The following is a 20,418-nucleotide window of genomic DNA, read 5'->3' on the forward strand; positions in this document are numbered from 1 at the left end:
GCATATCAAGACAGGTGGGGGCAGCTGTAACTGACGAGGAATTCTCTGTCAAGTCAGTTGGATGGAACAACACGCCACAAGGGCAAGTACCATGCCTTCTCAGAAATGCCGAAGACTTACTGCTTGGTCAGGACACTTATGCATACAGCGAGTATGAAAGAAATGATAGTAAATTCAGGGAGGTTTTACATGGGAAATTTGACAAGCTAAGAAAATCACCCCTATTGGAAGGTCGCAATTTATCTTTTTGCTTTAAAGACATGCAAAATGAAATAGACGGTGAAAAAAACCAAGTTCACACACGCTCACTACACGCGGAAGAGAATGCATTCCTTCAGATTTCAAAACATGGCGGAATGAAGCTTAGGAACGGGATACTATTTACTACAGCCAGCCCATGCGAACTCTGCTCCAAGAAAGCCTACCAACTTGGAATCAGCAAAATTGTATTCATTGATCCATACCCTGGAATTGCCACCCGACATACCCTATTAGTAGGGGACAACAGTCCAGAATTACAACTTTACAGGGGCGCAGTTGGCAGAGCATACCACCAGCTTTACCAGCCAATAATGCCCTACAAGGATGAGCTTGAAACGCTGCTGTCAATTCCCGGCAACGCAAACAAAAAAGCTATTCGGACAAAGATGCTAGAAAAAGAAAACCTAGAATTACGAGAGGAGCTTGAGCGACTAAAAATCCAACTAGATAGCCTTAGTAAATAAAAATAATCCCCATATAACCATGAGTGAGGTGGGGAAAACGAGCCGGTAAAGAGCGGTAAAGACCGAAAGGGGACGGATTTATTAATAGGGCAGGCAGTCCGCTTTTGGCCGAATAGCTGCCTGTCATCATGGCAGCCTTTGGACTAATCAGCGCCAGGCGCTCGGCGTTGGAGTCTGTCCTGGCAGCGCTTCACCGCGCTTTTACTATACGGCTCGCGCGGTGCCCGACAGACGTAGATCTAGAAGCTTGTTGATATCTCTATATTGTGAATTCCAATATATTCAATGAGCTTGCGGTAAGACTTCAGGAGGGTAGCCCTGTTGGACCAGTTATTTTCCTCATCCCGCACTTTCGGATTAATAAAGGTTCCATTGCGATTGATGAGGTGTTCGCTATTTTCCAAGCATAATTTGGTATGATCCCAATCATCTTCAAATACTGCGTTGAAGGAGGATAGAAAATCAGATATTAATTGATTTAGTTCTGTATGTGTTTTAAATCCACCAGATTTTTGGATCGCTAGCGCTCGTGATAAATTCAATATTTCTTCGAGCACTTCACGCTCGGTGCGAACATCGGATTTGTTTTCACTGGCTGATGATTCCTGCTTGAATATCTCTCTAACCTGCTCTTCTAGTGCGGGCCAGAATGTTTCAAATACGGTATGCAGAACTGTCTCTTCTAGTTTGTTTTCCTTGTTTGCCTTATTGAGATCAGAAACAAGCCGCTTAAAGTCTGATTTGTTGAAGAGTGTGGTCTGAAACTGCGTCAAGGGACCATTGATGTCAGAATTATCGAGCCCAATCAAAATAGGGCATACCAATGACTGTTCAACCTTCTTTGAAATCGCTCCCGCTTCAAACATAAGCCATTGGCTGAATAAATTCTCTCTGGTTACGCAAAAAATCCCAGCCATAGAATCGTCTAGCTCCCTAGCTATGTCCGATGACCACCGCGTACCTTTTTCAATGTCGCTCGGTGTGAAATATGGCTTTACCGTTTGCAACACTGTCGGTAGCCAATTCCTAATGGCTTCTGCTACTTTTTTACTCGTGTCACCCGACCAACTTATAAATACTTTCATAGCGACTCATCTTCGAAGTAAAAAATCTAAAAATAGTTGTAATAGCAACATGTGAAAACTCACGGCTGCTCAGCCGAGCTGGATTTTGCGTGGAAACGGGACTTTCAGTCCAGCACTTGGCTCCAATCGCGATTAAAAACGTTTGCAAAGCTTTGGCCGGAAGCCGCCGGAGGCACAAAACTGTGCCGAGGTGGCGCGCTACAATCGCCGCGTGAGCAATGCAAGTTTGTCCTTTACTGGCCGACGAGCCGAGAAGCTGATTCTAACCGCGGCTTTTTTGGCCGATTTCTGTCAGTCGCGATGGGCAGCAACTAGCCGATTGCTGCCTGCTATGAAAGTCCCAAAAAGATTCATAACTGCCAGTCATTTGCGTTTGCAGAGCCAGAGGCGATTCTAGGCCTGCCGTAGTCGCATAATTGCGTCTGTAATCGCTTTTGAATTTGTGTCCAGGGTTTCCATGGCCGCGACCGCGTTATCTGCAACACTCTCTACGCCATTCTCTGAAAGCCACTTAGTGATCTCTTCTATCGCCGCATCCAAGGCATGTTGGTTGTGCAGGAGCAATGTCAAAGCGTCAGCAGCGGCGATCTTGCAGTCGGAGTTATCTAGCATGGCGGTCGTCCTTGATGAGTGGTGCGGAAAGCCTAGTGTCCGCGGCCCAGAACAGCATCCTGACCCATCGCCCTACGTGAGGGGGATCAAAGCTTCTTGGCTGCCATCATGATCTTGTAATTGTGCTTCCATTCTTTTTCGATCATGAGGTTTTCAAAACCGCCGGTACGGAATAGGTCGAGTGATGCGTCATCCAGGCAGGCGGGCCAGTTTTCGAAGGTTACCTGTTTTGCCTCACCCTCTGTCCAGATATCGACCAGTACGATGGCGTACCGGTGTTCAATTTTCAACTTGCCTAATCCTAGCTCCAGTGTGGCGTGATGGGCCTGATATGACATCCGCTGGATATCATGTATGGTTTCAGCGATTTTTTTGTTGAGGTTGGAAAATCTCTTGGCTTCAATTAGAAAGCAGCTTTTCGTGGTGGGGTCAAAAACGATTGCATCAAGGTGCAGTTTTTCCTCGGAGCACAATGGAGCCTCAAACCACGCAAATGCGTCCTTGCCTAATACGTTCTCCAATGCCCTTACGAAATTATTGGTCAGGTTTCTCTCGGTGAAACCGGTGCTTTTATGCGCAGGGTAATAGTTGTTCAGGATTTGGCGATATTTGCACATGGTTTGATCGAATGCCGCCATCAGCGAATTTTCAATTTCGCGAATCATATTTTTTCTACTCAACGCATTGTGGGATTGCTGCAAAGCAAGTCTGAGAGCGGAATCATCATGCGTCCGCCGCTCGATTCCCATGATGCACCTCTGACTGCTAGGAAAGGAGTACTTGATGTTCATTGGTCCGGAGCAGTACCCAAAGGCTCTTCGCGCGATGGTCGCCCAAGAAGCTTCGTTGGATGTGGCTGTAGCATTCTGGGGCGATGGCGCAGATGCAACCATCCATCCTGACGACGGAAAGCCGTTGAGAGTCATTTGCAATCTCAGAAGCGGGGGGACGAACCCTTCGGTGATCAAACTGCTAGTTGATCGAGCAAAGGCAATGGCTCATGTCCAGATCCGCCAGTGCGACCGGCTACACGCGAAACTGGTGGTAGGACCCACCTCGGCAATCATCGGCTCAGCAAACGTATCCGCGAATGGGTTGGGATTTGAAGGGGTTGAAGTTGCGCACTGGCTCGAAGCGGCAATTCAAACCGTCGACAGAGATGAAGTCGAGTCAGCACAGGAGTGGTTTAATCGGCTGTGGTTGTCGACCGACAGCAGGCCAATCACAGACCAAGACCTAGCCGACGCAACCGAGGCTTATGAGAAGAATCGGGATGGCCGCCCTGATTACAGCCGGAAGGGGCCGTTCGCTTTCGACAACTATTCAGTGGCCGATCTAGAAGGTCGGAACGCCTACGCCCTTCTATACACTTCAAGACCTGGACCTGAGGCCGAAGCCCGGGCCAAGCAGCACGAAGACGAAGAGCTCATTGAGCATGGAAGCAACGGGCAGGGCGGTGAGGGCGTAGAGCGCTGGTCGTTTGAGACTTGGCCAGACTCTCTCGATACTACAGAGAAGAATGAATACCTCTGCATTATCTGGAACGAGAACGGTGGGGTCGCCGTTGACGGTGCATGTCGTATGACAGGTACAAAACTAAATTTCATTTATGAGGACAGCAATAAGGATGGTTGGGTGGATCTCGCCAAACCATTAACTACGCTGCTTGGTCGGCGGCTTCTCCAGGTGGATCGTCAGCGGATCGCGAAGTCAGTGAGGCCAAAGATCGAAGCGATTTGGAACGCTGCTGATGAACTTGATCCCGATGCCAGGCGCATCCACCTTTCCGAGCTTAGACGAATCCTTCAAGCGCCATAAACATTCGTTAAGCGGCGAGGCGGGCGGAGGCTGGATCCGATCATCGCCTTGCTTATTTAGGCAGGCAACGTCCTCCATGACTCCATTGAGGTCTCGCTGCATCTGGCCGATGGCTGCCCTCAGCGAGAGGCTACTTTTGGCCGTTTTCTGACCTTCGTCTAGCGGTTGAACTGCCAGGGTTTTCCTAAGCGATGAGTGAGTAATTGCATGGTCAGCAAATAGTAATAGCGCGTCGATTCAGTGTGCTGGTTTAGGTGGTGATTCAAAAACCACGCAAGGTGTTTTCTCTGCCAAGTCCATGGATTGTCGCGTTGCCAGCGCTCATCGATTGCTGTTTGGATAGCCTTCGCCTGACGCAGGTGGCGTTGACGCGTGGTATACGACCCGGTCAGGACGCTCACCAGGAACAGATCCATATCGAATGCCGTGCTCACGCTCGACCACCAATGTAAGCGGCCACCACGACGATACGGTTGTGCCCCAGCTCATAGCTGATTTGTACTCGGGCTTCCTGATCGAGACGTCGGTCGAGTTGATAGCAATGGCCACCGTTGATGGGGGCGGGATGGTGGGTGATTTGCTCATAGCGTTCGCACGCATAGGCTGCCCGCAATTCGTGGAAGCCTTTGAGGTTGTACTGATGGAGGATGTCCCGTGCAAGACGGACGATTCCCCGTTGGAAATCGAGGTAGGTTTCGTTCGGTGCAAGTAGGTTGCGGCTACCGTCGGGTGAGACCTGTTCGGCGAATCTCAGCGCCTCGCGAATATGATCATCCGCCCTGATCCAGCGAGGTGCCGAGGCACCTGAGCGGCCCCCCTTGGTGCCATCCTGGATGTTGATCTTGCCGTATTGTTCGGCCTCACGTTTTAAGCGCGGAAGGTCGGCCAAAATGGCCTCACGTAAGCGCATGCCGGTGGCTCGCGCTAATTGAGCGATGGCCGCGGCACGCGGCTGCTGGTGTGCGCAAAGCACCTCTACGACCCTCTTCACATGTTCGCGGTCTTGGCCTTGCGGCACCGAACGACGAACACTGGTGCGCCGCATTCCTAGCGCCTTGCTCGGACTCGGTACTTTCACATACTGATCACCGCGAAGCGCTGCCAGGGTTCGATTGACGCTGGACAATCGGTTTTGCGCAGTGGCGATGGCGAGATCGCTGCGCTCAACCAGGTGACGCAGATGCTCCGCGTAATCCAGCAAGGTCTGCCGATCAATCTGCCGTGCGTCATTAATTCCCGGGCCATCCTCCGACCGACACCAGCGTACAAACGCCAGCCAACGATCACTGTGTGCTTTGACCGTCCCGTAATGCCCGCCGCCAAACAGATCACGTAGTGCCTGTGGCCCGGCATAACTCAGTTGCCGGCCATAGCCAAAATTGCGCCCGTCACGTTTACCTACTAGTAGTGCCACTTTCGAACTCCTCTCGAAGCTAAAACTTTTAAAACTTTCCCCACGTCATCCCGCCACGAATGTTGAGTGTTATCAGGGATCAAGGCCCCTGCGACCTGTGAGGGTTGTCCACTGACGCGGGACTGGCGGCTCTTTACGACCGGGAGCTTGGGCACCTCATGACCTGGCCTCCTGAACACTTCAGATGAAGTGGGCGGGTGGAGGCTGCGCTGGCTGACGAGACCTGCGCCGCGAGATCCTGAGTCGGGTGAAGGCAGTGAAGCGATGACCGGGGCATGCCTGACTGTCAGTCAGGTGCAGTCCATCCCGTGGGCTGCGGCACCATCATCTGCATCGCTGTGGTTGGTGACTTCGGTGTTTGTCACGCCGATTGTCACGAGGGGGAATGCCGCAAAGCTTTGTACGAGTTGGGCTGCAGCAGTGGTACGAGCGCCCGTCTCTTTCCGGGAGAAAGAGACGGGCGCAGGTTGGCGCAGTGAAATGACCAAGCGGAAAGGTTGCTGCAGGGCAGCTGGGTAGGGGGATGTATTTGCCGCAATGGCAATGATCTGAAGTAGGCATCCATCACTCGGTGAGTGACCGTGCGAGCCACCGGACGCTAATCGCACTTTGGGAGAACCACCACGGTGTGGCGTAGCCTTAAAGGTTCTGGCTACCTGGGTTGCTGTCAACGACAGCACTTGCCCGATCTTTTCTACGCCTGTGGATAATTTGGGTCAAGGCTCGAATTTTCAGGAGTTCTGCGGCTGTGGATGAAATTATCCACCGGTGGAAATCAGTGGTTTTCCACAGACAGTTGCGTGGGGCTTTAGATTTTTTAAGTGAGGTCCATCCAAGCAGGGCGGCTTTGCAGCCCCGCTTGGATGGACCCGCGTGGAAGGGCGGACTGCGGTGATCTCATTGGCTTACCCACGTTTGGATGCGCCACGGCTATTTTGTAGGGCGGTGATGTTGTTGCCGACTGGGTGAGCGAATTCGTGAGGCGTTACATGGCCGCTGCGATTGGCATCAATGTAGTTGCTCCACCACGCCATGATCAGCCGGCGCTGCTCCAGAAATTCAGCTTTGTGGATATACGCGGCGCGCACACGGTTGCGTTCCTTGTGGCTCATTTGTCTTTCGATGGCTGCGTCGGTCCATAATCCGGACTCAAGCAGGGCGCTACAGGCCATGGTCCTGAAGCCGTGGCCGCACACGTCCTTGCTGGTGTCATAGCCGACGTTGCGGAGCATGGTGTTCACCGTGTTCTCGGACATGGGCTTCCAGTACTTGTGGTCGCCCGGTAGCACCAACTCTGAAAAGCGACTGAGGCTGCGCAGGCGCTCCAGTATTTCGATGACCTGCGGCGATAGCGGAACCATTTGAATGTCGCCGTTCATCTTGGTCCCGCGTGTGGAGTTGCGTACCCCTTCAATCGGTGCGCGCGTATCGGGGATTTCCCACATGGCGCGTTGGAAGTCGAACTCACTCCATCGAGCGAAGCGCAACTCGCTGGAGCGGACGAACACATGCAGAGTCAGCAGCACAGCAAGGCGCGTCAGCTCGCGGCCGTTGTAGTTGTCGATACGGTGTAGCAGTTCGGGTAGGCGGTTGAGGGATAGGGCGGGGCGATGGACTGTGCGCGGCGCGTGAATCGAGCCTGCCAGATCCAGTGCAGGATTCATGGTGATCTGCCGAGCCCTTTTGGCCCCGCGCATGATGGTGGATAGGTAGTTCTGTACCCTTAACGCCACATCCATGGTGCCGCGTTCCTTGATGTGCTGGGTGATCTCTAGCAGGTCGTGGGTATCGAGTTCAGCGATCGGTCGTTGGCCGATGTGCGGGAAGACGTGGGTGCGCAGTCGGCTCATTACTGTTTTTGCATGGCCTTCGGTCCAGCGGCGGGACATATCGGCGTGCCACTCCATGGCAACGGTTTCGAAAAGCAGTGCCGCCCGCTGGGCTACGATCTTGGCCTTCTTCTTTTCTTCCATTGGGTCGAGGTTGTCGAGCAGCAACGCCTTGGCTTCGTCTCGCTTACGTCGTGCGACGGAAAGGGTAACGATGGGGTAATTGCCGATGATGAGCGTACCTTCCTTGCCGTTGGGCTTGGTGTACTTCAAACGCCAGGTCTTCACGCCATTGGGTTTGACGAAAAGGTACATGCCGCCACCGTCGAACAGTTTGTAGGCGCGCTCGCGGGTTTTGGCCGTGCGGCATTGCAGGTCGCTGAGAGGGATCGCTAGACGTGGCATAGGGGTACGCGCTCCTGACCGGAAAATCGCAGTACCCCTAACATACCCTCGGGGAAGGGGGATTTTGTTGGATCCCGACAGAGGGTCCTGGAACGAAAAAACCCGCCAAAGGGCGGGTTTTCGGGGCTTCCAGAGCATTCAGTGGAATGCAATGGAGCCTAATGTGGTGCCGGCACCAGGAATCGAACCCGGGACCTACTGATTACAAGTCAGTTGCTCTACCATCTGAGCTATACCGGCGTGTCAGGGCGACGATTATAGCGATTGGCTGGCTTCTGTAAACCCCTGAATTCTGACTATTTTTGCGCGGGCTTCAGGTCAGGCGCGCAGCAGGGTTTTCTTGAGTTTCTGGATGGCTTGCCAGGTTCGGCTGTTTTGCATCGCGCGCAGCTGTGCTTCGGCCTGTTCGGCGCGTTGCAGGGCGGCGGCGAGTTGGTTTTCGGCGTCGCTGAGGGGGTGGCTGAAGTTGTGGCCTTTGCAGAACTGGAACTCGTCCAGGTTGCACGGCGGGATGTCGAAGGCGGGTTTGAGGTTCAGGTGTTCTTCGGCGAGGTAGTAGGTGTTGATGCCATCGAACAGGATGGATTGGTAGCCGGCGTCGGTGACGAGGCTTTCCCAGGTCTGGTCGCGGGCCCAGGGGGTTTCGATGAGGATCACGCAGGGCCGCCATTGGCTGAAGTCCATGCCGCGCAGGACGGTTTCTTCGTGGCCTTCGACATCGATTTTCAGGAAGTGAATGGCGCGGCCCTGGGCGTGTTCTTCGCAGATGGAGGTCAGGGTGCGGGACTGGATCGTTTGGCTGCGCACGTCCATGCCGGCGTCTATGTGCATTTGGGCCATGGCCGGGTCGAGGGTCGAGAGGCCGGTGCCGGCGATGCCGTAGAAGGTCAGGTCGTCAGCGCTTTCCCCGGCCGCGCATTGCAGGTTGGTGTCTTTGGGGCGTTGCTGGCACAAGGCTTCATAGTAGTTGGGCATCGGTTCGACGTTGATGCCGGTCCAGCCGTTGTCGTAGAACGCCTTGGTGACCGAATCATGGGTGGGATGGTTTGCCCCGACGTCGATGTAGAAGCCGTTCTCGACGGTTTTGAGGGCGCGCCACAGGCGTATGTCTTCGAAATTCTGTGCGTAGGAAATGAACGTCACTGGCGCATCCTGTCGGAGAAATGTTCTTGTTTGTGGCCGCGCTGCCGGCGCCCTTGCGTGTGTGTATATCAAGAGTAATGAAAGGGTGCAATTTCCCCTGTCTGCGATCCGGGATTAGGCATTTATGTCGTTTTGATTAAATGCTTATGCACAATGCCGTTGGCAACGCACTGGGTTTAGGCCGAATTTGTGGATCTGTTCTCATTTGTCCGCAAATACCTGTTTTTTCGATTTTTTATGCGGGTGTATAAAAAATGAACAGTATGGATTTTGCCCTGAAACCGGCGTGGATATTGGATCCACGATAATTCCATCAACAGAGTTATCCACAGGTCGGGTGTGTTTAAGCGCGTTCGGCCAGGAGCAGGAAATTGCGCGGCGTGAGCGGGGTTTCGCAGAAGGTGCCGACGCGGACGCTGTAGCCCTGCTCGGCGAGGAAAAGTGCCCGGTCAAGAACTAGCCAAAGTTCTAGCGGGCGTCGGAAAAGTCCGCGTAGTAGTTCAAGGTTGCGCACTTCGGCCAGTCGCTGCCAGCCGGCGGCTTCGAGGGCTCGCCAATCTTGCGGGCCGATTGTGGATAACTCTTTGAGTGCGGCCAGGTGTTGGCAGTAATCGGCGAAGGGTTTGTCCAGCCAGGCGCTGGGCAGGGAAGGGGTTGGCAGGTACTCGTTGATGCCGCGCAGTTGCCGTTGCAGCAAGTCGAAGCCCAGGCGCCGGGCCATGGAGGTGTCGCGTTGACGTCGCACGCGGGCGCCGGCAGTAACGGTTTCACTCATGGGCAATGCGAGGTCGTCGAGGGAAAGCTGTAAGTCGGAGCCTTTGGCCGCCGAGGAAATCGGCGAGTATTGGGCAAGACTGATCCGGTTGTAGCAGCACGGCGCAATGGCGAGTTGCTTACAGCCTGTGGCGCTGGCGAGTTGAATCAGCCGCACATGCAGATCACCGCAGGCGTGAAGCGCGACAGGTGTGTGATGCGCGCTCAATGAACTAGCTGCGCCTGCCGCGAGCACATCCTGTTCGATATGCAGCGCATGCAGGTGATGGCGCTGGCTGAGCGCCTGGCCGCTGGATACCAGTGCCGGGTCGTATTCCAGGCATGTCAGTTGTTGGCCTGGTTGCAACAGGCGGCGGCCCAAATGCCCTTTGCCTGAGCACCAGTCCAGCCAATGCTGCGGAGCCTCGGAAAACTGCAATCGGCTGGCGAACGCTTCGATCTGCTGCCATTTACGCCCCGGTACATCGACGTTCAGTCGATGGCCGGCCGCTTCGAGCGTGTGTGCGGGCAATTCATCCACGGCACTCAACGCCACGGACATTGTTGCCAAGGAAGCAAAGGGTTCCGGTGCATTCAGGAGGGCGGGTTGGTTGTGAGTGTTTTCCGCGTCTTCCAGCGTTCGCTCACGTAGCCATGCGGCCAGCTCCGGGTAGGACACTTCCCAGGGTAGCTGTAGGTGAGTGAACGGCCGGGGTTTCCACAGTGCTTGATGCGCTGTCAGAAAAGCATCCAGCGCGGTGAAACGGGCGAGCAGGGCCTCGCCCGTCAACACGCAATCCTCAACGCCCTTGGCAGGCATCGACGCGCAACCAGCGCTCCAGCAGCTTGAAACCGCGCACCAGCACGTAAGCCATTACCAGGTAGAACATGCCCGCGGCGAAGAAGATCTCCACTGGCAGGTAGGTCCGGGCAATGATGGTGCGGGCCATGCCGGTCAGTTCCAGCAGGGTCACGGTGCTGGCCAGGGCGCTGGCCTTGAGCATCAGGATCACTTCGTTGCTGTAGGCCGGCAGGCCGATGCGCGCGGCGCGCGGCAGGATGATGTAGAACAGGGCTTTGGGTCTGGACATGCCCAGCGCCCGTGCCGCCTCGATCTCGCCCGGTGGAATCGCCTGAATGGCGCCCCGCAGGATTTCCGCAATGTAGGCCGCGGTGTGCAGGGTCATGGTCGCCGTGGCGCACCAGAACGGATCGCGCAGGTACGGCCACATCGAACTGTTACGAACCGCGTCGAACTGCGCCAGGCCGTAGTAGACCAGGAACAGTTGAACCAGCAACGGCGTACCACGGAAAAAGAAGATGTAGCCGTAGGGAAATGCCCGTACCCACCACAGGCGCGACGAGCGGGCGATGCCCAGTGGAATGGCCAGCAGCAAACCGGCGATCACGGCGATGGCCACCAGTTCCAGGGTCAGGGTTGCGCCCTGGGCCAGTTTCGGCAGCCACTTGATGATGACTTCCCAGTTCATTGGGTGCTCCTCGCGAAGCCGCGAGCGGCGCGTTTTTCCAGGAAATGCATGCCGGTCATCGCCAGTACCGTCAGGCTCAGGTACATGAACGCGGCCACCATATAGAAGGTGAACGGTTGCTTGGAGACGGTCACGCCGATTTGCGCATGACGCATGATTTCTTCCAGGCCGATCACCGACACCAGCGCGGTGTCTTTCATCAGGATCATGAACAGGTTGCCAAGGCCGGGCAGGGCGATGCGCCACATCTGCGGCATGATCAGCTTGGTGAAAATCCGCCATTTCGACAGGCCCAGGGCCACGCCGGCTTCGCGATGGCCTTTGGGGATGGCGAGGATCGCGCCGCGAAACACTTCCGTGGCGTAGGCGCCGAAACACAGGCCCAGCGCAATCACACCGGCGGCGAAGGCGTTGAGTTCAAGGTCGGGGTTGCCGAAGAACTCGCCCAGGGCGCGCATCAGGTTGACCGTGCCGAAGTAGATCAACAACACCCAGAGCAATTCCGGGATGCCGCGAACCAGGGTCGAATAAGTACCGCCAAGCCATTGCAGCGGCTTGTACGGGGAAGTCTTGGCCAAGGCGCCGAGCAGACCGAGCACCAGCCCCAGGCACAGGGCCGAGAGTGCCAGTTTCACAGTCATCAGCGCGCCAGCGGCGAGCGCCGGGCCGAATCCGTAGAGGTCGATAATCATGGATTTCTTTTCAAATCGCGGCAGGCAAGGCCGAGAACCGGCGCCATCAGGCGCCGGTCAGGCAGGTCAGTATCAATAGATGCTGAACGGGAAGTACTTGTCGTTGATCTTTTTATAGGTGCCGTCAGCGACGATTTCTTTCAGGGCGGTGTTCAGCTTCACGCGGATCGGGTCGTTCTTGCGAACGGCGATACCGATCTTGTCGCTTTCTTCCACCGGGTCGCCCTTAAAGTCGTACGCACGGCCGGCATCGCTTTTCAGCCACTCGTAGTTGACGTACTTGTCGGCCAGGATGCCATCCAGGCGACCCGAAATCAGGTCCAGGTAAGCGTTTTCCTGGGTGTCATAGAGTTTGACTTCGACGCCGTCCATGTTGTCTTCCAGCCATGTGCCGGCCAGGGTCGCGCGTTGGGCGCCGATCACCTTGCCTTGCAACGAAGCCTTGTCGGTTTTGAAGTCGACGTTTTTCGGCGCGATGAACTGCAGCTTGTTGGAGTAGTACGGGTCGGTGAAGTCCACCGCTTGCTTGCGCTCGTCGGTGATCGACATCGAGGAGATCAGGAAGTCGAACTTCTTGGCGTTCAGGGCCGGGATGATGCCGTCCCAGTCGGAGGTCACGACGGTGCACTCGACTTTCATCTTGGCACACAGGGCGTCGCCGATCTCTTTGTCGAAGCCGACGACATTGCCACTGGCATCTTTATTGTTGAACGGTGGGTAAGCCGCTTCGATGCCCATCTTCAGGGTTTCGGCCATGGCACCGGCGCTGAACGCCAGGGTGACGGCGGCAGCCAGGAAGACCTTTTTGTAGTTCTGCATGTGGATAGCTCCGTTAGCGGTTGCTGGACATGAATTGTTTGCAGCGCGCCGAAAGCGGGTTTTCGAACACCTGCTGTGGCGATCCTTGCTCTTCTACCAGGCCCTGGTGGAGGAACACCACTTCGCTGGAGACCTGACGGGCGAAGCCCATTTCGTGGGTCACGAGCAGCATGGTGCGGCCTTCTTCGGCCAGCGCGCGGATGACATTAAGTACTTCCTGGACCATTTCCGGGTCAAGCGCCGAGGTGGGCTCGTCGAACAGGATGACCTTGGGCTGCATGGCCAGGGTGCGGGCAATGGCCGCGCGTTGTTGCTGGCCGCCGGACAACTGTGCCGGGTAGGCATGGCGCTTGTCGGCGATGCCGACCTTGGCCAGCAGGGCTTCGGCCACTTCGATGGCTTCGGCCTTGCTCTGGCCGAGCACGCGGCGCGGGGCTTCGATGATGTTGTCGAGCACGCTCATGTGCGGCCACAGATTAAAGTTTTGAAACACAAAACCGATTTCGCTGCGCAGGCGGTTGATCTGTTTGCCGTCGGCGGCCACCAGTTCACCGTTCTTCGCGGCCTTGAGCTTGAGTTCTTCGCCGGCGACCAGGATCTGGCCCTGGTGCGGGTTTTCCAGCAGGTTGATGCACCGCAGGAACGTGGACTTGCCGGAGCCGGAGGAACCCAGGATCGAGATCACATCGCCGTCGCGGGCGGTCAGCGAGATGCCTTTGAGCACCTCCAGCGAACCGTAGCGTTTGTGCAAGTTGCGGATTTCAAGCGCGGGCGTGGCCTCAGCCATGTGCGTTCCTCATAAATGTTGCGCTCCTGCTGTTGGCGGCCTTCCTGGCGAGGCGGCCAACCTAGCATAGCGTTTCAATGGCAGCCAACAGCGCTACGGACAGTAAACGGCTGGTGTGTGGCAGGTTGTCGCATCGGCGCAGCAGACTGTCGCCCCATCAACAACCGAACAGCCGTTTGAACCTTGCCTGTCGATGAAAAGCGCGGTGGCTGCCGCAAAAAAAGGCGCGATGTTGCCAGCTTTGACAGGGTGTTGGAAGCGCTATCCGGCCAAATGCACCGCTTGTTCACTTTTAATGTGCGCGGAGCCATTTTCAGGTGTGTTTCCAGTGCGCGGATTCACCCCGAAAAGTGGGTGGCAGGGTAACGTTCTGGCGAAGTGCCATTAAATTCAATGGGTTGCGATGACTGTCCGGTCTGTTGGAATCGCCGGGATAGAAGGATTTGAAATATTTTGGCGCAATTATTGCGTGCAGAATCCAGAACGCCCTGTTGGCTTCTTTTTACGAGAAGGTTCGCCGAACGGGATGCACGCATTCGCTTCTCCTTACAAAGGTAGTTTTAATGAGCAGTACCCAAAGCTCTAATGGCCTCGAACAGGGGCTCAAACCGCGCCACGTGACCATGCTGTCGATTGCCGGGGTTATCGGCGCCGGCTTGTTCGTTGGCTCGGGTCACGCCATCGCCGCTGCAGGTCCGGCTGTTCTGTTGGCTTACGCCGCCGCCGGCATGTTGGTGGTGCTGGTGATGCGCATGCTCGGCGAAATGGCCGTTGCCTCGCCGGACACCGGTTCATTTTCGACTTACGCCGACCGCGCAATCGGTCACTGGGCCGGTTTCACCATCGGCTGGCTCTACTGGTGGTTCTGGGTGCTGGTGATTCCGCTGGAAGCCAACGCCGCCGCGACCATCCTGCATGCCTGGTTCCCTGGTGTGGACATCTGGGCCTTCGCTCTGGTCATTACGATGCTGTTGACCGTAACCAACCTGTTCAGCGTAAAGAACTACGGTGAGTTCGAGTTCTGGTTCGCCCTGATCAAAGTGCTGGCCATCATCGGTTTCATCGTGCTGGGTCTCATGGCGATCTTCGGCTTCCTGCCGGGCAGCCAGGTCAGCGGCGTTTCCCATCTTTTCGACACCCAGGGCTTCCTGCCAAACGGTATGGGCGCGGTGTTGGGCGCGATTCTGACCACCATGTTCTCCTTCATGGGCACCGAGATCGTGACCATCGCGGCCGCGGAATCGAAGAACCCTGGCAAGCAAATCTCCAAGGCCACCAATTCGGTCATCTGGCGGATCGGCTTGTTCTACCTCGTGTCGATCTTCATCGTTGTGGCCCTGGTGCCCTGGAACGATCCGGTACTGGCAAGCCTCGGTTCCTACCAGACTGTGCTTGAGCGCATGGGCATCCCGAATGCCAAGATGATCGTCGACATCGTGGTATTGGTCGCCGTGACCAGCTGCCTGAACTCGGCGCTCTACACGTCGTCGCGGATGTTGTTCTCCCTGGGCAAGCGCGGTGATGCGCCGGCGATGTCCACGCGCACCAACAAAAGTGGCACGCCTTACTGGGCTGTGATGTTGTCCACTGGCGCCGCGTTCCTGGCAACCTTCGCCAACTACGTAGCCCCGGCTGCGGTGTTCGAATTCCTGCTGGCCAGCTCCGGCGCGATCGCGCTGCTGGTGTACCTGGTGATTGCGATTTCGCAACTGCGCATGCGTAAGCAGCGTATAGCGCGCGGCGAGAAAATCGCCTTCAGCATGTGGCTGTTCCCGGGCCTGACCTACGCGGTGATCGTCTTCATCGTCGCGGCCTTGACCATCATGCTGTTCCAGGAAGCCCATCGCGTGGAAATCCTCGCGACCGGCTTGCTCAGTGCTCTGGTGGTAGCGGCCGGTTTGCTGGTGGCTCGCCGCCGCAAGCTGGAAAAGCGTGGCGCGGTGGTGCTGAACTGATTCACACCGCGTAATGCAAAACGGTCGCTGTCAGTGATGACAAGCGGCCGTTTTTGTTTCTGTCGATTGCTCGGTGTTCATTCGACATGAACCCAGTCTTCTACGCGTAACCCCGGAACGCGCTCAAATTCCCGCAGGTTGTTGGTGACCACGATAAACCCGCGTGAGCGTGCGTGCCCGGCAATCATCTGGTCGTACGGGCCTATGGGTTTGCCTGCCTTTGCCAGTTCGGATCGGATCATTCCGGTGTGTGCTGCTGCTTCGTTGTCGAAGGGCAGGACTTCAAGTCGGGCGGAGAAACCCTCGATGACTGCCAGGTTTTTTTCGGGCGCTGCTGATTTTTCCGCGCCGTAAATCAGCTCCATCAGCGTGACCGCACTGATGCACAGTTGGCTGTGATGACGGTTGAACGCCTCCCGTACCACCTGTGGTTTGTTCTTGATGGTGAAGATGCAGATGTTGGTATCGAGCATGTACTTGATCATCAGAACGACTCACGCTCCTGATCGGCAGGTTGCTCGCGATCGGTCATGAAGTCTGCCGTGATGCTTGCGCCATCGAACCAGCTGTCCCAGGTTTCACCGGCGGGCGTGATGATTCGGCTTCGACCGACGGCGACGACGTCGACTCGTTTCACGTCGCTTGGCATGGCTACAGCTTTCGGCAGGCGAACGGCCTGGCTTCGATTGCTCATGAAAAGGGTTGTCTGTTCCATTTGGACCTCCTGCGCTTTTACTGGCGCGATGAGTCCAAAGGATAGGTTTTGTGTTGGATATGTCAATGGGATATACGTGGTGCCTGACGGAAGGAAAGTGCTCGATTCAGATCCAAAAAAAGGCCGCTGTCAGTGATAACAAGCGACCGTTTTTGTTTGCGTCGTAACCCTTACTCGGCTTTTTCTTCCGATACTTCCAGCGACTCGCGGTAGACATCCAGCGCAGCGCTGAAATCGGCGATGAACTGCGGCTCGCTCAGCCATGCCTGGGCGGCGTCGCGGTCCATGCCGTCGGCCCACATGCGGTAGTCGATCAGCATGTCCGCGGCCAGGTGGGTGGCGGCCATGCCTTCGTCGTCGGCGTTTTCCATGTCCAGCAGTTCTGGATGGTCGATGATGATAAAGGCCAGGTTCGTCAGCAGTACCGAGAGCATTTCGCTGCGGCTGACAGCTTCCGCATCGCGCATTTTGCTGAACATCGCCAGGGTGTATTCCGGGATCGGCTCGTCGAGGTGGCCAAGGTCATCGTCCAGCGCGGCGGGTTTGCGGCCGTGGATATTGATCTGCTTGGCTTTGGCTTTTGCGCGCTTGGCGCGTTTCTGTTGCTTGTTCAGGGAGGCCATGGGAGCTCAGTTCGGTTTCTGTTGGGTTTGCGCGGCAATGGCGTCGGACGCCGCCACGTAGTCGGCCTGAAAGGCCGGTGATTCGATCCACGCCAGAGCGCCGGCTTCGTCGGTTTCGGTCGACCATTGGCGATATTCGATCAGGGCAGCGATGATGAAGTCTGTCGCTGTTTCCTCACCTTCCTGCTCCAGTACCAGTGCGATAAGCGGATGTTCCAGAAAGGCCGCGCACATGGCCTGCTGGCTGATCTTTTGTGCGTCGATCATTTCTTTGAACATGTCGGTCAGGTCCACCGACTCGAAGTCGATGCGATCGTCGTTCGGGTCCAGTTCCACCGGCGCGGCAGCCCGCTGGGTGCGGTTCTGCTTGGCCTTGGCCTTGGCACGGGAGGCGCGTTTTTGCTGCTTGTTGGCGGAGGCCATGGGCGTCGTTCCGTATTCGTTGAAAGGGCAAAGGGCTTAGCTGCGTGGCACTCGCCGCCCGGGGGTATCAGGGGGCAGTTCGCCGTTTTGCAGCCAGGCCAATGCAATGGGCCATAGTGTGGCTTGGTATGCGCTGCGAAAAAAGGCGAAATGTCCGACTTCTTCTTCGCCGATGTCTTCGGGATGGATACGCAGGTGTGAATTTGTGCTGCCAGTGAAGTAGCCGAGCAGGCGTTCGATGGCCGGAATTGTGCCGTAGGGATCGTCGCTGATGCTGATGGCCAGGGTTTGCGCGGTGACACCGGCAAAGGGCAGCTGCCCGGCGGTTTTGCTGATTGTGCGGCTGCTGGAGCGCTTCTCGAAGCGGGCAGTGGAGAAGCTCCAGTCACGGACCACGCCGGCGGGTGTGTCTTCCAGCCAGCCAAGGCGTTTGCCCGGGAAGTAGCCGTAGATCATCGTCATCAGTGGCATCAGCACATGCCACTTGGCGAACATGCGCCAGCGATGGGCCGGCGCATAGTCGCGCCAGTAGGCGAATTGCGCACCGACCGTCACCAGGCGCCGGATCAGGTGCCCGGACGCTCCCAGGCCCGCGGCACAGCCGCCAAAGCTGTGGCCGACCACATCGACAGGCTGCCCGGGGAACTCACGCTGCGCGCGCTTGAGCATCGCCTCGAAATCCAGCGTTCCCCAATCGGTCCACGAGGCTCGAAGCCCCTTGAGCGATGCCGGCCGCGATTCGCCGATGCCGCGGTAGTCATAGGTGATGACGTCGAAGCCGTGGGCGAACAGGTAGTCGGCGAAGCGCGAGTAATGGCGGCAACGGACCGAGGTGGCGGCATTGATGATCACCACCGGACGAGTGGCGTCCTGAGAGGCGTGTCGCCAGGTGAAGCCACCGAGGATGAAACCGTCCGAGGTGGTTTCCTTGAACGATTTGCCGGGGGTGGTATCCGGCAGCGGCGACTCGATGCGAGTAGGGGCCAGTGGAGGCGTGTCCTGCAAATTCATCAGCGTCAGTCCTTTGCGGGTAGCTGCCAACGATAGTCCTGATGCCGTTGATGAACAATCCGTTCGCCTCAACGCGGTTGTTGATCGAGCAGTCGTTCTTCAAGTGCCGCACGCTCCCGATCCAGCTCATTGCGGAGTTCCTCCTCACTCGGCAGGACAAGCCTGTACTTGCTGGCGAACAGTTGCTCGTTTCCTTCGAGCACCGAGTAACGCACCACGGATTCATCCTTTTGCGCACAGAGAATGATGCCGACAGTGGGGCCGTCTTCCACGCCGCGTTTCAGGTCGTCGTACATGCGCACGTACATGTCCATCTGCCCCACATCCTGATGGGTCAGTTCACCGCGCTTGATATCGAAGATGACGAAGCACTTGAGCAAGTAGTTGTAGAACACCAGGTCGATGTAGAAGTCTTTGCTGTCGGTACTGATGCGTTGCTGGCGGGCAATGAATGCGAAGCCCTTTCCCAGCTCCAGCAAGAAGCCCTGCAATTGTTCGATCAGCGCTTGTTCGATCTCGCTTTCCTGAAGCTTGCCGGCATTGGGTAAGCCAAGAAACTCCAGTACCACCGGATCACGGATGAAATCCCGAGGGCTGGCCTTGATGTTCTGAATGTGGGTGGCAGCCTCCTGTTTGACGGCGCCACGATCGCGGCTCGCCAGCAGGCGTTCGTAGTACAGCGTATTGATCTGGCGTTCCAGGGCGCGGCTTGACCAGTTTTGGGTGGCTGATTCGTTCATGTACCAGAGACGAGCGCTGTCGTTGTCGACCCGAAGCAGGCGGCGGTAGTGTGTCCAGCTCAATTCGTGACGCAGTGCGTCACGAATTGGAAAGGCTTGATAGAACAGACGCATATACCGAAGGTTGGAAGCGTCAAATCCCTTTCCGAACTCCGCAGTTAGCACTTTGGCCAAGGTCGACAGTAACTCTTTGCCATACCTGGCCCGCCGAGCCCCTTCCTGCTCGAACTCGACAATATGTCGTCCGATCTGCCAACAGGTCTGCACTTGAACGGTATCGACCGCCCGAAGCACCTTCTGACGTGCCTGATGGATCAATTTGCCAAGGTTGCCAAGCAGTGATGCCAGATGTGGGTCGTGAGTGTCGTTGGGGGTGAGGGTTGTCATGAAGTCTTCCGCAGCAGGTTGAACAGCGAAAGAGAATGACAAGTGAGCCCCCTTCGAAGATGCCGGGTGTTACTGAGAAACAGGCAGGAAATACCGGGTTCTCAGGCAGGACGGGTCTAAATCCGGGCGAGGGCTGAGGAACAAATGGCGTAGTACGTTTCGTACTCAGGCCAAATCAATCTAAACCCCTCCCTCCGGCTGGAAATCCAAAGAGTGTAACGATTGGGTTCTGCAGAACCCGGGAGTCGTCATCATGAAATACCTCCATACACTCCTGTTGCCCCTCACCGCTGTAGGCGTGCTGATGTTTTCTGCGATGTCACCTGCCGCCAGCCTTGAGCCCATCGACGGCCAGGGGGTGCAGGTGCAAAGCCAGGAACAAAACGGCATCACCTACCTGTCGGGCGGTATCGGCGAGGATGAGTCCAAGGCCATCCAGCAGACCACCGGCTATAACCTGCACATGACGTTCTCTGTCGGGACGGGAAATGAATACACTCCTGACGTGAATGTAGTTATTCAGAAGGCCCCGGGGCAGACCGTGCTGACGCTCGATGACGCCGGTCCGCTGGTTTACGTGAAACTGCCTGCCGGTAAATACACGGTCATTGCGACACGCAACGGCGAAACACGGAAGGATGTTGCCGATATTGGCAGCGGTGCAGCCCGTAACCTGGTATTCCACTGGGATGATGCGAGCTAGCGAAAGACTGAAAATCAAGGCGGGGCATCAATCCCTGAATCTTGCATTCGGGTACTTGGGGGGGATGTCTGGGTGCCTTCGTTTTCCCGCTGGCATAAAAAACCCTGAATCCTGCGATTCAGGGTTTCTTGGTGCTTTGGTGCCAGAGACGACCCTTTATCAGGCAAACAGATCGGCAGTTTGCAAAGTGCTCACCCCCACCAACTGTATTTCGAACTCGGCGGCGGTGTCGGCGTCGGTGCTGCCGTAGAGAACGCCTCCGGCGAAGCGTACTTGCCCTGTGGCATTG

General features: G+C 56.4%; 21 protein-coding genes, 1 tRNA gene and 1 pseudogene. 4 read left to right on the top strand and 19 right to left on the bottom strand.

The window, feature by feature from the left end:
• A pseudogene (locus tag ACM6J5_RS16110) lies at positions 1-725 on the top strand (hypothetical protein); the annotation flags it as partial.
• 239 nt (positions 726-964) lie between these two features.
• Here ACM6J5_RS16110 and ACM6J5_RS16115 read toward each other — a convergent pair.
• The 3 genes from ACM6J5_RS16115 to ACM6J5_RS16125 form a co-directional block, all read right to left on the bottom strand.
• Entirely contained in the window at positions 965-1,810 is an 846-nt protein-coding gene (locus ACM6J5_RS16115; protein WP_414928947.1) for a TIR domain-containing protein, read from the bottom strand.
• Between the two features lie 393 nt (positions 1,811-2,203).
• Entirely contained in the window at positions 2,204-2,422 is a 219-nt protein-coding gene (locus ACM6J5_RS16120) for a hypothetical protein (protein ID WP_414928948.1), read from the bottom strand.
• Positions 2,423-2,508: 86 nt separating this feature from the next.
• Complete coding sequence (locus ACM6J5_RS16125) at positions 2,509-3,171, bottom strand: hypothetical protein (protein ID WP_095942280.1); 663 nt, start codon at positions 3,169-3,171, stop codon at positions 2,509-2,511.
• Between the two features lie 34 nt (positions 3,172-3,205).
• Here ACM6J5_RS16125 and ACM6J5_RS16130 point away from each other — a divergent pair, with 34 nt between their 5' ends.
• Positions 3,206-4,240, top strand: a complete 1,035-nt coding sequence (locus ACM6J5_RS16130; protein ID WP_414928949.1) for a phospholipase D family protein — start codon at positions 3,206-3,208, stop codon at positions 4,238-4,240.
• A 158-nt stretch (positions 4,241-4,398) separates the two neighbouring features.
• On the opposite strand, the gene ACM6J5_RS16135 is transcribed toward ACM6J5_RS16130, so the two are convergent.
• The 10 genes from ACM6J5_RS16135 to ACM6J5_RS16180 all read right to left on the bottom strand — a co-directional run bounded on the left by ACM6J5_RS16135 (position 4,399) and on the right by ACM6J5_RS16180 (position 13,572).
• A complete protein-coding gene (locus ACM6J5_RS16135) occupies positions 4,399-4,674 on the bottom strand; it encodes a hypothetical protein (RefSeq protein WP_414928950.1) in 276 nt (91 codons plus the stop codon).
• Positions 4,671-5,654 carry an integrase domain-containing protein gene (locus tag ACM6J5_RS16140; RefSeq protein ID WP_414928951.1) on the bottom strand — a complete coding sequence of 328 codons (984 nt, stop codon included), beginning with the start codon at positions 5,652-5,654 and terminating at the stop codon, positions 4,671-4,673. Before ACM6J5_RS16140 ends, ACM6J5_RS16135 begins: the two co-directional genes overlap by 4 nt.
• Positions 5,655-6,559: 905 nt before the next feature.
• Positions 6,560-7,888, bottom strand: a complete 1,329-nt coding sequence (locus ACM6J5_RS16145) for a tyrosine-type recombinase/integrase (RefSeq protein ID WP_414928952.1) — start codon at positions 7,886-7,888, stop codon at positions 6,560-6,562.
• A gap of 164 nt (positions 7,889-8,052) precedes the next feature.
• Positions 8,053-8,128 (bottom strand) — tRNA-Thr (locus ACM6J5_RS16150).
• A gap of 78 nt (positions 8,129-8,206) precedes the next feature.
• Complete coding sequence (locus ACM6J5_RS16155; RefSeq protein ID WP_414928953.1) at positions 8,207-9,031, bottom strand: FkbM family methyltransferase; 825 nt, start codon at positions 9,029-9,031, stop codon at positions 8,207-8,209.
• A gap of 343 nt (positions 9,032-9,374) precedes the next feature.
• Entirely contained in the window at positions 9,375-10,604 is a 1,230-nt protein-coding gene (locus tag ACM6J5_RS16160) for a methyltransferase (RefSeq protein WP_414928954.1), read from the bottom strand.
• Complete coding sequence (locus tag ACM6J5_RS16165; protein ID WP_056725836.1) at positions 10,585-11,274, bottom strand: ABC transporter permease; 690 nt, start codon at positions 11,272-11,274, stop codon at positions 10,585-10,587. The genes ACM6J5_RS16160 and ACM6J5_RS16165 overlap by 20 nt, the downstream gene beginning before the upstream one ends.
• A complete protein-coding gene (locus ACM6J5_RS16170; protein WP_057712425.1) occupies positions 11,271-11,966 on the bottom strand; it encodes an ABC transporter permease in 696 nt (231 codons plus the stop codon). Before ACM6J5_RS16170 ends, ACM6J5_RS16165 begins: the two co-directional genes overlap by 4 nt.
• Before the next feature lie 72 nt (positions 11,967-12,038).
• Positions 12,039-12,785, bottom strand: coding sequence for an ABC transporter substrate-binding protein (locus ACM6J5_RS16175; protein ID WP_095942288.1), 747 nt, complete (start codon positions 12,783-12,785; stop codon positions 12,039-12,041).
• 13 nt (positions 12,786-12,798) lie between these two features.
• The gene (locus ACM6J5_RS16180; protein ID WP_007972784.1) at positions 12,799-13,572 is read right to left on the bottom strand and encodes an ABC transporter ATP-binding protein; all 774 of its coding nucleotides are present in this window, start codon (positions 13,570-13,572) and stop codon (positions 12,799-12,801) included.
• A 563-nt stretch (positions 13,573-14,135) separates the two neighbouring features.
• Here ACM6J5_RS16180 and gabP point away from each other — a divergent pair.
• Entirely contained in the window at positions 14,136-15,527 is a 1,392-nt protein-coding gene (gene gabP / locus ACM6J5_RS16185; RefSeq protein ID WP_057712424.1) for a GABA permease, read from the top strand.
• A gap of 77 nt (positions 15,528-15,604) precedes the next feature.
• On the opposite strand, the gene vapC is transcribed toward gabP, so the two are convergent.
• From vapC to ACM6J5_RS16215, 6 genes are all read right to left on the bottom strand, one after another.
• The gene (gene vapC / locus ACM6J5_RS16190; protein ID WP_414928955.1) at positions 15,605-16,012 is read right to left on the bottom strand and encodes a type II toxin-antitoxin system tRNA(fMet)-specific endonuclease VapC; all 408 of its coding nucleotides are present in this window, start codon (positions 16,010-16,012) and stop codon (positions 15,605-15,607) included.
• Positions 16,012-16,242 (bottom strand): type II toxin-antitoxin system VapB family antitoxin, encoded by a 231-nt coding sequence (vapB, locus tag ACM6J5_RS16195; RefSeq protein ID WP_095942290.1) that lies wholly within the window; start codon positions 16,240-16,242, stop codon positions 16,012-16,014. Before vapB ends, vapC begins: the two co-directional genes overlap by 1 nt.
• 170 nt (positions 16,243-16,412) lie before the next feature.
• Complete coding sequence (locus tag ACM6J5_RS16200) at positions 16,413-16,865, bottom strand: hypothetical protein (RefSeq protein WP_095942291.1); 453 nt, start codon at positions 16,863-16,865, stop codon at positions 16,413-16,415.
• 6 nt (positions 16,866-16,871) lie between these two features.
• On the bottom strand, positions 16,872-17,288 hold the full coding sequence (locus ACM6J5_RS16205) for a hypothetical protein (RefSeq protein WP_095942292.1): 417 nt from the start codon (positions 17,286-17,288) through the stop codon (positions 16,872-16,874).
• A 36-nt stretch (positions 17,289-17,324) separates the two neighbouring features.
• Positions 17,325-18,299, bottom strand: a complete 975-nt coding sequence (locus ACM6J5_RS16210; RefSeq protein WP_414928956.1) for an alpha/beta fold hydrolase — start codon at positions 18,297-18,299, stop codon at positions 17,325-17,327.
• Positions 18,300-18,367: 68 nt separating this feature from the next.
• On the bottom strand, positions 18,368-19,426 hold the full coding sequence (locus ACM6J5_RS16215; protein ID WP_414928957.1) for a PDDEXK nuclease domain-containing protein: 1,059 nt from the start codon (positions 19,424-19,426) through the stop codon (positions 18,368-18,370).
• Positions 19,427-19,679: 253 nt separating this feature from the next.
• On the opposite strand from ACM6J5_RS16215, the gene ACM6J5_RS16220 reads away from it, so the two are divergent.
• A complete protein-coding gene (locus ACM6J5_RS16220; protein ID WP_414928958.1) occupies positions 19,680-20,129 on the top strand; it encodes a carboxypeptidase regulatory-like domain-containing protein in 450 nt (149 codons plus the stop codon).
• Positions 20,130-20,418: the final 289 nt, after the last annotated feature.

The organism is Pseudomonas sp. IT-P74 (assembly GCF_949768175.1).
Taxonomy (GTDB): domain Bacteria; phylum Pseudomonadota; class Gammaproteobacteria; order Pseudomonadales; family Pseudomonadaceae; genus Aquipseudomonas.